Here is a 12735-nt window from a genome sequence, read left to right on the forward strand (position 1 = left end):
CAACGTCGCGTAGTAGGTGCAGTCGCGGTCGTCTTCGCTCAGGCCGAGGCGATCGGCGATGCGCGTGGCGATCAGGGCGGAGCGCAGCATGTGCTCGGTCGGCTGGCCCAGCCCGAGGTCGATCGCCACCGACAATGCGGCGAGCAGTTCGGCCCGAGTCGGTCGCGACCCCATCCGCCGATTCTGTCGCCGATGACGGGCGGTGTCAGGCAGACGAGCCGATGACCTCGCGACACTGGTTGTCCGACCACGTTTCGAGCGCGAAATGCGTTGATCGGCTGCCGCTGCCCCCAGGTCGAGCGAGCCTGAACGCGGTGCCGAGGGCAGGTGGCGAAACGCGCGTTGCGCTCTGACCAAGGGGCATCACCGTCGTCTAACAGCACTTGTCCCACGGATGCTGCTGAATCGTCATCGCCGGATCGCGCCGGGCCGGGACCGCCGATCCAGTACCCAGACAGTGGCCAGAGTGAGGGCAGCGGTGAACGAAGCGAGCGCGAGGAGAGCGGCGCCGGTGCCTCCGTGGAAGGTGTCGCGGTAGGCGGACATGGCCGGCAGCGTCGCGGTGTACCTGTCGAGATCCAGGTCGCGGCCCAATGCTTCGAATGCGTGGCGGTTGGACAGGACGAGGCTCATGAGGCGTCCTGGGGTGGCCATCTGGTCAACAGGGACTATGGCGCCACCGAATAGAACCTGCGGGAAGCAGAGCATCGGCAGGGCGAGGGCGGCCTGCGCGGCGTTGGAGACCGCCGCCGACGCGAGCAGGCCGAGGGCCAGTGCCGAAGTCGCCTCGATCACAACCGTCACGGACAAGGAGGCGTACACGTCCCATCCGACTGCGGGGAGCCGACCGAGCGCGCTGACTTCCCGAGACGGCCGCCGGGTGTCTCGCTGTACGCGGCATGGGACGAGGTGTTCTCCCCCGACGGCGTCGGCGCATGGATGGCGAAGTTTGACGCGGATGTCTCCGGGGCGGTCTTGTCCCTGACGTCCGATTCTTCCCCCACGGCGAGGATTTCTCGGGGCCTGCGGGTGCGTCAAACCCGGCTGCAAGGCGGCGACGCGTCCAGGGACTCTTACTATTACAGCAGCCGAACGTACGCCAGCCGACGTCGATCCCCAACATTTTTGGGGCGGATGCCTCATGTCCCGCCATGGGTGTGCGGTGGACGATTCCTACATCGAAAATTTCGACACCGCAGGCGAAGCCGGTCTTGGGAATCAGCGGCTCCCCCGCGAAAGAGGTTAGGAGGCAGTCATGTTCACTATCGAGGAGCTGGCCACGATTCCGCTCTTCTCGACGCTGGGGGAGAAAGAACTGGAGTACCTTGCCGGCGCCGTGGAGGACATCCGCCTCATCCCCGGGGAGTACGTAGGCCATGAGGGCGAGACCCGGTCCCTGGCGATCGTAGTCGAGGGAAGGACCGAGCTGACGAAGCTGGTGAACGGCGTCGAGCAGGTGATTGGGGTCCGGCTTCCGGGCGAAGTCGGAGGCGAGATCCCGATGACACTCGGTACACCATTGCCCGCCAGCATGCGAGCCGTCGAGCCCTCCCGCGTGCTGAAGGTGACGGTCGAGGTGTTCCACACCCTCGCCGCGATGGCCCCCCAGGTCTCCGAAACGGTCGGTGCCGCCGCACTAGAACGCATAGAGATGCTCAGAAACGCCACCACGCAGCCACGCGAGCCTGCAATGTTCGTAATCGGCCCGCGCGTCGACCCGGGAGTGCACGACTGCGACAGCTTCCTCCATCGCAATCAGATTCCTTACGAACGGCTAGACCCCGACGATCCGGCGGCTCTCGCACGCACCGGAGACAACGCCACCGCATATCCGTTGGTTGTGCTGCGCGACGGCACGCGACTGACTACTCCGACGATGCGCGCCGTTGCCACTGTCGCTGGGCTGACGGTCGAGCCGAGCCGGGCGCACTACGATGTGGTGATTGTGGGCGGCGGGCCGGCGGGTCTGACCGCGGCGGTCAACGGGGCCTCCGAAGGCCTGCAGACTGGACTGATCGAATCCTTCGCCCCCGGCGGGCAGGCCGGCACCTCAACCCGTATCGAGAACTACACGGGATTTCCGTTCGGCATCTCGGGTGACGAGCTCGCGAGCCGGACGCTACAACAGGCGAATCGGCTGGGCGCCGAAATCGTGGTGACCCGTCGGGTCGAAGGCATCGACCCCGCCGACATGACGGTCACCCTCGATGGAGGCGACATTTTGCGAACGAAGTCGATCGTTCTAGCGATGGGCGTGGAGTGGCGACGCCTGCGGGTCGATTCGGTCGATCGATTCGTCGGCTCGGGTGTCTACTACGGCGCGGCACGCAGCGACGCCGGTCTGACGCAGGGAAACGATGTGTATCTGATCGGTGCGGGCAATTCGGCCGGTCAAGCCGCGATCTTCTTATCCAACCACGCGCGATCGGTGACGCTCCTCGTGCGGGGAGAGTCGCTCGCCGAGAGCATGTCTCACTACCTCATCGAGCAGATCGCAACGAAAGCGAACATCCGGGTGGAAACGCGAACCGAAGTTGTCGCCGGGCACGGCCACGAACAACTCGAGGCGATCGAAATCATCAATCGGAGTACCGGCATGACAACTCGACGGGATGCGAAGGTGCTCTTTGTCCTCATCGGTGCCGAAGCGGCGACTGATTGGCTGCCCCCGGACATCTTGCGCGACCAGCATGGCTTCGTCCTGACGGGGACCGACGCGATGAAGGCGGGACAGTGGGACGCCGATCGAGAGCCGTTCGCACTCGAAACAAGCGCCCCTGGGATTTTCGCGGTCGGCGATATTCGCTCCGGATCAGTGAAACGCGTGGCTGCATCCGTGGGTGAAGGCGGCATAGCGATCGCGCTCGTGCATCGCTACCTCCAGCTCTCTCGGTAGCCGCAGCCGATCTGCGCATCCGGCTCGACCAATTCACCCAGTTCTCGGCAATCAAGAGGGCCGCCGCCCTGGGCATTTGATGGAGCTGCCGGGAATCGAACCGGCTGCAAAAAGCAAGTCGACCTGCGGAAACGCTGAATTTCACGACGCTAAACGACATGAAAGTACGTGAAACGACCTGCGTATACGCGAAAGGCGTTGACGGCGTCAACAAGAACCGCTTTCCGTTCCAGGGCCACATCCGCTGGGAGCGCGTCGCCTGCACCTGATGTCGCAACCACAAGATTTGGCTCTGAGCTGCGGAAACACCGGAACCGCTCACTCTCACCGACCCGACGCCACCGCCGGCGCATAAATCTCCACAGGTGCGGTCTTCCCCTTGAGATTGAGCCCTGGCCGCGCGACGAACTCGCCGTGATCTCCGTCAAGCAAGGCCAGCGTCTGACCCGTCAGCAAAACCAAATCACCCGTCTGACGGGTAGCCGACTCGACGCGCGCCGCGATGTTAACGGCGTCGCCGATCACTGAGAACTCCAGTCGTCCTGCACCGCCAACATTGCCGGCCACCACCGGTCCGGAGTTCAACCCGACCCCCACTGACAGCGTCGTCCCGAACTCGTCGCGCACCGCGTCCGAGATCTCCAACGCGGCTCTCAATGCCCGATCAGCGTGGTCGACATAGCGCCGCGGCGCTCCGAAAACCGCGAAAAGTCCGTCACCTGCGTACTTGTCGACGTGTCCGCCGTGCCGGTGAACCAGCGGAACAATCCGTTCAAAGAGCCGGTTGAGAGCGGCCACGACCTCGATCGGACGGAGCCGTTCCGCGAAAGTAGTGAAGCTGCGGACGTCGACGAACATTAACGTGACCTCCACTTCGTCACCCTGCAGAGCGGCGCCCTCCAGGATGTGCTCGGCAACATCGCGGTCGACGTAGATCCCAAACACCTCTCGAATGCGTTCACGCTCAGCCAAACCCGCCGTCATTGCGTTGAAACCGACCTGTAAGCGCCCGATCTCGCTAGTGTCGTCGACGACGACGCGCGCCGCGAAGTCGCCGGCCTGGACCCGGGCAAGCGCGCGGCGCAGTTCCCCCACTCGCTCGGCGACAGACCGCGTAGCGACAACAAGCGTGAACAACCCGACCACGAGCGCTACCACGACGAGACCCAGGATCGTGGTCAATGTTCGATGCGGCTCGAATCCGACGTTCGCAAGGTAACCCACCGCCAGCGTTGCGACGCCGAGGAGCGGCACCCCCGTCGCCAGCGTCCACGCCATCGCCAGTCTGAGCTGAATACTCGGCCCGGAGCGGTGACCGGCCGGCCCACCGTCTAGCGCGCGCGCCGACACCGGCCGCATGATCCGCTCGGCGATCAGATACCAAACCGCGGTCGTGGTGATGCCGCCCAAGATCACTGCACTGAAGATGTATGCCGCGGCCGAAACCGATTCGGTGGCTCCCAACATCGCGAAGAAAACAGCACCGATACCCCATGTCAGGGCAGAAACGCGAACTGCTTCACCCGGTGCACCGAGGGTCATCCGTCGTTCCCGGTCCGTCGGCTTTCGGCGTTGCCGAAGCCAGACGGTGCTCATCGCATAACGGTTTTTGCGGACGCGTATCAGCACTGGCACGATAACGAACGCGAACACGGCCAGCGCCGTCCCACCCCGCAAAAGAAGCCGATCCGTCGCGGCCGGGCTCAGCAGAATAGGCGCAGCGAAGAACAGGAAGATGAAAACCATTGCGCCACCGGACACGCTGACCAACACGGCGCCCCAAATCCAGCGCCTAAAGGTCGCATACCGCAGAGGGTCAACCGGTGCCTCGGCAGAAACGCGCCCGTCCGCCGAGTCCAATCGTGGCGGCGTCGTACCGGCGGACGCTAAGGGCATGCACTTGAGCTTGGCCGGCGATCGCGCTACTGCCTAGAGTAGTCGGCTACTCGAATGAAGCAGGCCAGGCCTTTTCGGCCTGACCTGCCCTCTGTTGTGGAGCTGTCGGGAATCGAACCTGACGACCAACCTGGGCTTTCACCTCCGGAGCTGCCGTTTCGTTCCGTCTCGTTCCTATTCGTTCCCGTTGGTTACCTGCGGTTTCGTTTTCGGTCCTTGACGGCGTCAAGGGTCATCGTCGGCTAACCCGTAGACAAGGGTGCGCTTCACCCCAAGCGGCACACTTGAGAGCGGCAAGCTCGAGTATTCAGCTCGTGTTGCGCTCCGCGTTCGCCACGCCGCGCAGCAATGCGTCGATCTCCACCGCGAGCCGGTCGATTTCATCCGTGCAGAACGACCCGGCCGGATAGCGCGCCCCTATGATGAGCTGGCCGTCGTAACTGCTCACCTCGTACCCGGACGCCCAGCCCAGCGGGACGCCCTGTTCCCCGAGCGCCCAGCGCACCTGCTCCCTCGGCGCGTCGTCAACCTCCATACAGCCACACAGATTCTCGACGACCAGCCCATCCGGCAATGGGAAGCTGCCGAACTCGCCGACGTTGGTGACGAAGAGGGCGGGGGCGCCAATCCGACCTAGATCGGCGAGGGTGTGGTAGGTCTGCTGCTGGACGAGCCCGCTCGCCACGTCGGCGTTCAACTGGCTGACAACGCGGCGGCCGATGTCGACGGGGTCGCTTGCCGCGTTCACCACCAAGCGCGAGTACGCGGCGGCGAAGCAATTGGTCCCCTCTGCGATCCCGATCGGCGGATCGACCCGAGAACGGAAGTCCACCACGCATTTCAGGCCGAGCGCGACCGGTTCGTCTTCCGGCGCCGCCACCAGCGAACGCTCCGCTTTCACGATCGCCCCGCACACCACGCCGTTCATGGACACACCCCGCGTCCTGACCGCCCGCCGCAGCGCGGCGCTGGTCTGCTGGTCGAGAGAGATCCGCCGCTGGTTCTCGACTGGGAACCTGGCGGTGCTGCTGCGCGCCTTGCCGCCCCACACCACGCCGTCGAGCCGCTCCACGCCGCTGTGGTCCAGTTGCACCACCCCGCGTTCGCGCAGCAGCTCCTCTGGAGCCCGAGGAATCGGGGCCGGTGCAGCGATCGGGGCTATGCCGGTGGTTGTGATCTGTGTGTATGCCGTCCAGAACCAGTAGTAGTAATGCGCCGCCAGTCTTCCGTCTGCGACCCCATGCTGGAGCCCGAAAGATACCCAATGCTCGGCGCCGTCCGAGACGACGTCCACGGCAACTAAGCTTTTCCCCTCGGGCAACGGCCACAACGCGGGGATCTCCGGCAGCGCCTCCTCACGCACGGAGAGCGCGGGCTCCGCTTCCCCCTCCGAGACGAGGAGAAAACCGGCATCGCTGAGCCGGATCCGGCATCGCAACACGGGATAAGCGTCCTGCAGGAACCGCAACGCGCCGCCAAGCGCGGAACAGTCCAACCTTCCGCGCAGTCGCACCGACATCCACATTGTCATCGAGCGCGCGGCGTGCCAGCTCTCGATCGGCGACAACGTCCGGATCGCACGCGGCTCAGCAGCGCCCGAGGTCATCTACCTCCTTCGTCCACGCCCGACGGGGCGTTTCGCCTGAGGCTCCGTGCGGGTCTTTAGTATCCGGTGAGCGCGGCTGACGAAGCAATGTTCTGCACAGGTTTGTCGTGTGCCGGTAAGTCGGGGCCAGTGGGTGGGTTCGGGTTGCCGTGCGGATGCGGTACCCACAAACGCCTGTCCTGAGTCAACCGTGTCCGTAGCCAGATACACCGCAGGCAGGCAGCAATTGCAACCATGATCGTTGTCAGCGCCAACATATTGGTGGAGCTGCCGGGAATCGAACCTGACGCTCTAACAGGGCTTTTGCCCTGTGAGCTGCCAGTTCGTTACGTCTCGTTCCGATTCGTTCCCGTTGTTACCTGCGGTTTCGTTCTCAAGCCCGCAAGTGGAGCCGCTCCGTCTCACGAGTGAACCGATCCCGCATCACACTCGTGACATGTTCAGTCGATAGTTGCCTATCGGCCACGCTGCCTGCGCACCGTGAGTGCCGGGGTGTTCTCGAACTCGGTGGTTACGACTCGCTACTCACAGTTGATGGCGCATTGGTTGACGGTGACGAGTCGGAGAGGTGGAACAGCATGGCCCGTGAGGACAGCGGTGCGCTGCCGGACCTACATTCGGAAGTTCCGGACATCTGCATTCCAGTGCATTCGGTTGGACATGTCGGGGTCAAGCGGATCGTCGCGATCGACGAGCATGACAGTGCGGCGATGGTCGTCATGGACATCTCGGTCGGTTTGTATGCCCACCAGCGTGGCGCGCACATGTCGAGGCTGATCGAATGCGTCGACCGGTCAGGTCCACAGCCGACCGTGCTCGACTACGTCCAGGGCATCTTCGAGCGGCTGCGCGGCGCGGTGCCCGGCGCCGCGTCCTGGTCGGTGGACGCGCGGGCCACCATCGTGTTGGCGCACGACGGCGGGTTCAAGCCGATCGAGGAGATCTGTCGGATCGAGGCGGCAGAGCGGACCGAGGTGACCTGGGGCGCCGCATTCAAAGTGTGCCTGGCCTGTCCCCAAGCCCAGAGTGCGATCGCCTTCGACCGTGACGATATGGACAACGTCGGCGAGCATCCGTCCCACAATCAGGTTTGCGACCTGGAAATCACCGTGACCGGGGACTTGACGACCGTGGCCGGTCGTTCCCTGGCCGACCTGCTCGCCGTTGGAGAGGGCGCGGCCAGCGGGCCGGTGCGGGAGCTGTACAAGCGGCGTGGTGAAGCCGACGCGGTCACCGCCATCCACCACCGCGCGGTGTTCGCAGAGGATGCACTCCGGATGATCGCCGACAAGACCAAGGCCCAGTTCCCGACGGCTACCAGGGTCACTTGCCAGATCGTGAACTACGAGAGCGTCTTCGAATACCCCCTCCGATGTGTCGTCATCGTCTGATGAGATGTTGATGAAAGAGAAAACTGGCCCGAACCTACGGCTCTAGCCAGCCGGCTTTCTCTGTGGAGCAGCCGGGAATCGAACCTGACGCTCTAACAAGGCTTTTGGCGTCCGCGCTGCTCGCCGGCGGCCCAGCGCGATCGCCCTACTCGATCTCGATTTACATCGTCCTTGCCGCGATCATCACGATTGGCTGCGTCGCGGCCCTGCCGGACCATTCCCGGGTGGAGATCGAGGATGCCGCGGTCTACCGCGGCGCATCAGATCCGGGATGTTAGCCCGGCGGCGACGGCGAGCAGGATCACCGGCGATCCGGCAGCCACATCGGGGTTCAAACCGTTGATGGGCCGGATCGCGTACCCACCACTGGAGTACTCGACGACGAGGTCTTGGATGCTGAGATCGCCCACCGCTCAGGGACCTCCGAACGCGAGCGCGGGATCGACCGCCACAGCGCGCCTCAGCCCAGCGGCGCTGGCCAGCAGACCGACCGCAATCGCGATTGCCAGTAGTGCCAGGTATGCACGCATCGGCATGACCACGGTCATCGGGAACAACGGTGCCAGCAGCTGCGCAAGGATGACGCCCAGTGCCGCCGCGAGCAGCGCGACGATGATCGCCTGCAGCGCGAGCCCCGCCAGGATCGACCGCGTCGGCACGCCGATCGCCTTGAACACCGCGAAGTCGCGCAGGCGCTCGAGCGCGGAGAGGTACACCAATGATCCGACGATCAGCACCGCCACGATCCACAGCAAATCGGCCATGATCGAGATCGCACCCGCGGGGGACTTTATTGGGCGCAATAGGTCGTCGACACCGGCCGCTCGATCGAGGGCCTGGTACCCGTTCGGGAGCTGTCGCGGTGCGCCGACTACCCCAATAGACGTGACCAGCGGCTGCCCGTTGTACGCCAGTTGCTGCAGTCCCTCGGTTGTCAGGAAGATGTTGGGCCTCTTCGCCAGTGCGGTGGAGTTGGGCACGATGCCGACGATCCGCAATGTCTGCGCACCGATCTGGACCTTGTCGCCCACGTGCTGGCCCAGCGTGCTCGACACCGCAACCTCGTCAGGTGTCATCGGTGCTTGTCCTTGCGAGACAACCGGCATGCCGGGTCCGTGCTCCAGCGCGCCGAAGGCTGTGGTGTTTCGCGTTGATGTCCCTTCCTTTATCGTCAAATCCGCGGTGGCCAGTGGGCCCGCGGCCGCAACACCGGGCGCAGCGGCCACCCGGGCCAGATCAGCCTCGGCGAATGGTGTCGCACCCAGGAACGGTCCGTTAGCACCGGCTTTGACCACGAACCTGTCAACGCCCAGGGAGTCGACGGCCCGCTGCGCCTCCACCCGAAAGCCGTTCGCAAGGCCGGTCAGAACGAGCGTCATCGCGAAAACCAGTCCGGTACTGACGACGGCGATGGCGAGGCGCCGCCTTCGCCATTGCATGTCACGCAGGGCCGCCAACAGCATGCGCACGAAGGTACCGCCGTCCACTGTCTCCCGGGCAAAGTCTGCTACATGAGGCAGAATCGAGCGATGAAGCCAGCCGGTGTACACCATGTCGCCATCTGCGTCGCCGACGCGCAGAAGGGACTCGCCTTCTATCGGGACGTGCTCGGCATGGCGCAGCTGCCGCGCCCCGATCTCGGCCCCGGGTACTGGCTCGACGCCGGCGGCCAGCAGGTGCACCTGATGGAATCCGACACCCAGCCACTCGGTGCAAACCACTTTGCGATCCGAGTCGACGATATCGATGCCGCCATCAGCGACCTGCAAGAGCAAGGCGTCGAGGTGGACCGGGTCCCGTTTACCCCGGGCGCCGGGCACCAAGCCTTCCTGCACGATCCGTTCGGCAACTTGCTCGAGCTGAATCAGCCGGAATAGCTTGCGCACACCGGTGGAGCGCTCCCCCGTCAAGGGTGAGCAGGTGGCCGTGAAGCCCGCCGGCTTGCGCCGGCGACCTCTCAACGCCTCGTGGATCAGTCCGTCGTGGTTGGCAGGCCGAGCTTGACCAAGGTCGCCGGGCCGGCGACACCGTCGTCTGTGAGGCCCGCGCGCCGCTGGAATTCCTTGACGACGGCCTCGGTTTGAGGCCCATGCTGCCCGTCCACGCGGAGGTCGGAGTAGTGCGGATAGTCTCTGTTGAGGACTTTCTGCAACTCTCGCACACGCGGACCTGTTGACCCCAGCCGCACGAGTATGAGTTGCTTCGGGTAAACGGGGTAGTGGCTGACCTTCTTCTTGTCGTCGGTGATTGGCCCAGGAAGGTAAAACCAGTCATGGAAGATCGGGTGGTCGTAGCCGCGGGCGGCACCGCCGACCTGTTGCCCATGGCTGCTTGACGATTCGATAGCTACGTTGTACTCGGCATCAAGTGTGCAAGTCATGTGGGAGTCGTCCCCGCCTCCCGGGCCGTGCACCAAGCCGATTCGCAGCACCGCGTCGTCGGGAATGTCACCGGGCTTGGCGACGCGGATTGTGCCGAAGGGTCCCTTAGAGCCAGGGCCCCCGACGTACCGATACGACTCGGTGCAAAGGTAATGCCGCGACCATGTCATTCTGGTGCCATTCACCAGTGCGTCAAGTATGTGGGTGACGATCCCGCTGCAGTCTGTGGTCCTCCAGACGTCGTCGGCGACCCAGCAACCGCCGTACCGGTAGGCTTTGTTGTCACGTGCTTTCGCGATGCTGTAGGCAAACTCGACGTTGCGTCGCAGGATGGCCATTACGTATTCCTTGGGTCGGTACCGGATGTGGGTGCGGACTCCGGCGTTGGAGGTGCCGCTCCGATTCTCAGAAGGGGTGCGGCTGATGGTAAGCGCGTCGCGCTCTCGGCGTCGAGGATGAAAGCCCTTGCGCATTGCGGGAAGTCGGTCCCCGGCGACGGAAACCTGTGTGTCTGTCCCCGCAAAGCGATTACGGCGCCAATCGCTCTATGGCCTTTCTGAAGTCCGGCCCTTTGCCGTGTTGATGACATCAAACACTGTAGGCGCACCCATCAATAGAGCCGCAAACGCGCAAAGCTAACCCGCAGAAGCTGAAGCGGCTCAACAAATTTCATTCTCCACACGGCTGCGGCGTCAGGGAGCACGCGCTCGGCCAGGAAGCTCTGCCGGATGCGACGCACAGTCATCAACACGAACAGGCTGACCGCGAGCTTGCTTAGCGCCACCCGACTCGTTCGCTTCCTCCAGGTTGAAGGCGTCGAGCCAGCGCGCCGGCCGAAGTGGTAGCCGATGCACAGTGCTGTCACCAGCGCGGAGATAACCGCGAGCGCTGTCATGAAGATCAGCGTCCTTCGTCGCAGTCGCGGGAAGGTCACATCCGAGATACACCTCGGCCAACGGCCAGCAAGCGGCATAAAGCGACGCCGGCGAATCCGCACCGCAGTGCCGGGCGATGCGACAGCTGGCCGGCGCGGACTCGCCCGGATGCGCTCGCACCCGCTAACACCGGTCACCGCTTTGCCGAAATCCGGAAACGCAATGCGGCGCCAGCATGGCTTGGGGGACATAATGTAAGGGTGTGCCCTACCGCACACGATGGAGGAAGTAACAGTCATCCCGCCCGCGCATCCGTCGAATGTTCAAGGAGGATCGCCGCATGGATGCATGGCTGATCTGGTTGATCATCGCCGTAGTGTTGCTGGTGGTCGAGATGCTCACTATCACTGCAGCGGTCGGGATGCTCGGTGTCGCTGCACTGATCACCGCGGGCTTCGCCGCACTCGGACTACCCGTTCCTGTCCAACTCCTTGCGTTCACAGTCACCGCCACGGTCGGGGTGCTGCTCATCCGCCCCATCGTCCGTCGGCACATGCTCCGGCCCCAGCTCGATCGTTTCGGCGTAGAAGCATTAATCGGTAAGCCCGCCTATGTCGTGTCAGAGGTGTCCCGGCTGGACGGCAGGGTTCGCATCGGCGGTATCCGCGGCGAGGAGTGGACGGCCCGCGCCTACGACCAAACCCTGGTGATACCCGCCGGAGCGACCGTCGACGTGCTGGAGATCAGCGGCACCACCGCACTCGTGTATCCCCGGGAGTAACCCATGGAAACCGCACTCTCTCTTATCCCCGGACTGGTCATCGCGCTGTTTGTAGCCGTCACCGTGCTGCGGGCGGTGCGCATTGTGCCCCAGGCGCGTGCCCGCAACGTCGAACGGCTCGGCCGTTACGCCCGCACGTTGCAGCCCGGCCTCAATTTCGTCATCCCCTACTTCGACCGGGTCTATCCGATGATTGACCTGCGAGAACAGGTGGTCTCGTTCCGACCGCAACCGGTGATTACCGAGGACAATTTGGTCGTCGAGATCGATACTGTGCTCTATTTCCAGGTGACCGACGCGCGCGCAGCCGCCTATGAGATCGCAAACTTCCTGCAAGCCGTCGAACAGCTCACGGTCACCACACTGCGCAATGTCGTCGGGTCCATGGACCTGGAGCGAACACTCACCTCCCGCGACACCATCAACAGCCAACTCAGAGGTGTGCTGGACGAGGCCACCGGCAAGTGGGGGCTGCGGGTCAACCGGGTAGAGATCAAGGCCATCGACCCGCCGCAATCCATCAAGGACGCGATGGAGAAGCAGATGCGGGCCGAGCGCGACAAGCGTGCGGCAATCCTGGCCGCCGAAGGCCAACGCCAGTCTCAGATCCTCACCGCCGAGGGCGACAAGCAGGCCGCCGTCCTGCGCGCCGAGGGCAACCGGACCGCAGCGATCCTCAAGGCCGAGGGCCAGGCCCGCGCTATCGACGAGGTATTTCAGTCCGTGCACCGCAACGACCCCGACCCCAAACTGCTCGCCTATCAGTATCTCCAGATGCTGCCGCAGCTGGCCCAGGGCCCGGGAAACACGTTCTGGGTAATTCCAAGCGAGGTCACCTCCGCCCTGCAAGACGTGTCCCGCGCCTTCACCCAGGCGCTGCCCAAGTCATCGGCCACCCGCGAAGCCTCC

Annotated in this window: 10 protein-coding genes and 3 pseudogenes; 5 read left to right on the forward strand and 8 right to left on the reverse strand. The window is 64.2% G+C overall.

What is annotated here, in order from left to right; genetic code table 11:
• A pseudogene (locus VEI45_RS17255) lies at positions 1–174 on the reverse strand (LuxR family transcriptional regulator); the annotation flags it as partial.
• A gap of 234 nt (positions 175–408) precedes the next feature.
• Positions 409–855, reverse strand: a pseudogene (locus tag VEI45_RS17260) (ABC transporter permease); the annotation flags it as partial.
• A gap of 400 nt (positions 856–1255) precedes the next feature.
• Between VEI45_RS17260 and VEI45_RS17270 the strand changes: the two are divergent.
• A complete protein-coding gene (locus tag VEI45_RS17270) occupies positions 1256–2896 on the forward strand; it encodes an FAD-dependent oxidoreductase (RefSeq protein ID WP_324855359.1) in 1641 nt (546 codons plus the stop codon).
• A 324-nt stretch (positions 2897–3220) separates the two neighbouring features.
• On the opposite strand, the gene VEI45_RS17275 is transcribed toward VEI45_RS17270, so the two are convergent.
• On the reverse strand, positions 3221–4642 hold the full coding sequence (locus VEI45_RS17275) for an adenylate/guanylate cyclase domain-containing protein (protein ID WP_324855361.1): 1422 nt from the start codon (positions 4640–4642) through the stop codon (positions 3221–3223).
• A gap of 457 nt (positions 4643–5099) precedes the next feature.
• Complete coding sequence (locus VEI45_RS17280; RefSeq protein ID WP_324855363.1) at positions 5100–6398, reverse strand: phthiocerol/phthiodiolone dimycocerosyl transferase family protein; 1299 nt, start codon at positions 6396–6398, stop codon at positions 5100–5102.
• Positions 6399–6976: 578 nt separating this feature from the next.
• Here VEI45_RS17280 and VEI45_RS17285 point away from each other — a divergent pair.
• Entirely contained in the window at positions 6977–7789 is an 813-nt protein-coding gene (locus tag VEI45_RS17285; protein ID WP_324855365.1) for a GTP cyclohydrolase, FolE2/MptA family, read from the forward strand.
• A 293-nt stretch (positions 7790–8082) separates the two neighbouring features.
• Here VEI45_RS17285 and VEI45_RS17290 read toward each other — a convergent pair.
• Positions 8083–8199: pseudogene (locus tag VEI45_RS17290) on the reverse strand (glutamine ABC transporter ATP-binding protein); the annotation flags it as partial.
• Between the two features lie 3 nt (positions 8200–8202).
• Positions 8203–9252: an ABC transporter permease gene (locus VEI45_RS17295; RefSeq protein ID WP_324855367.1), complete on the reverse strand. Its 1050-nt coding sequence runs from the start codon at positions 9250–9252 to the stop codon at positions 8203–8205.
• 66 nt (positions 9253–9318) lie between these two features.
• Between VEI45_RS17295 and VEI45_RS17300 the strand changes: the two genes are divergently transcribed.
• Entirely contained in the window at positions 9319–9666 is a 348-nt protein-coding gene (locus VEI45_RS17300) for a VOC family protein (RefSeq protein ID WP_324855369.1), read from the forward strand.
• A gap of 95 nt (positions 9667–9761) precedes the next feature.
• Here the strand turns inward: VEI45_RS17300 and VEI45_RS17305 are convergent, their stop codons facing one another.
• Together VEI45_RS17305 and VEI45_RS17310 are read right to left on the reverse strand one after the other, a co-directional pair.
• Positions 9762–10508, reverse strand: coding sequence for a peptidoglycan-binding domain-containing protein (locus VEI45_RS17305; RefSeq protein WP_324855372.1), 747 nt, complete (start codon positions 10506–10508; stop codon positions 9762–9764).
• A 272-nt stretch (positions 10509–10780) separates the two neighbouring features.
• Entirely contained in the window at positions 10781–11065 is a 285-nt protein-coding gene (locus VEI45_RS17310) for a hypothetical protein (protein WP_324855373.1), read from the reverse strand.
• 320 nt (positions 11066–11385) lie between these two features.
• Between VEI45_RS17310 and VEI45_RS17315 the strand changes: the two genes are divergently transcribed.
• Positions 11386–11826: an NfeD family protein gene (locus tag VEI45_RS17315; protein WP_324855375.1), complete on the forward strand. Its 441-nt coding sequence runs from the start codon at positions 11386–11388 to the stop codon at positions 11824–11826.
• 3 nt (positions 11827–11829) lie between these two features.
• A partial coding sequence (locus tag VEI45_RS17320; protein ID WP_324855377.1) for an SPFH domain-containing protein occupies positions 11830–12735 on the forward strand: 906 nt, incomplete at its 3' end.

Origin of the sequence: Mycobacterium sp. (assembly GCF_035623875.1) — a bacterium.
Lineage (GTDB): Bacteria > Actinomycetota > Actinomycetes > Mycobacteriales > Mycobacteriaceae > Mycobacterium.

Excerpts from the sequence above, each read along its gene's own strand:
- VEI45_RS17270 (WP_324855359.1), top strand. The coding sequence starts at position 1,256 with ATGTTCACTATCGAGGAGCTGGCCACGATTCCGCTCTTCTCGACGCTG.
- VEI45_RS17275 (WP_324855361.1), bottom strand. The coding sequence starts at position 4,642 with ATGGTTTTCATCTTCCTGTTCTTCGCTGCGCCTATTCTGCTGAGCCCG.
- VEI45_RS17280 (WP_324855363.1), bottom strand. The coding sequence starts at position 6,398 with ATGACCTCGGGCGCTGCTGAGCCGCGTGCGATCCGGACGTTGTCGCCG.
- VEI45_RS17285 (WP_324855365.1), top strand. The coding sequence starts at position 6,977 with ATGGCCCGTGAGGACAGCGGTGCGCTGCCGGACCTACATTCGGAAGTT.
- VEI45_RS17295 (WP_324855367.1), bottom strand. The coding sequence starts at position 9,252 with ATGCTGTTGGCGGCCCTGCGTGACATGCAATGGCGAAGGCGGCGCCTC.
- VEI45_RS17300 (WP_324855369.1), top strand. The coding sequence starts at position 9,319 with ATGAAGCCAGCCGGTGTACACCATGTCGCCATCTGCGTCGCCGACGCG.
- VEI45_RS17305 (WP_324855372.1), bottom strand. The coding sequence starts at position 10,508 with ATGGCCATCCTGCGACGCAACGTCGAGTTTGCCTACAGCATCGCGAAA.
- VEI45_RS17310 (WP_324855373.1), bottom strand. The coding sequence starts at position 11,065 with ATGACAGCGCTCGCGGTTATCTCCGCGCTGGTGACAGCACTGTGCATC.
- VEI45_RS17315 (WP_324855375.1), top strand. The coding sequence starts at position 11,386 with ATGGATGCATGGCTGATCTGGTTGATCATCGCCGTAGTGTTGCTGGTG.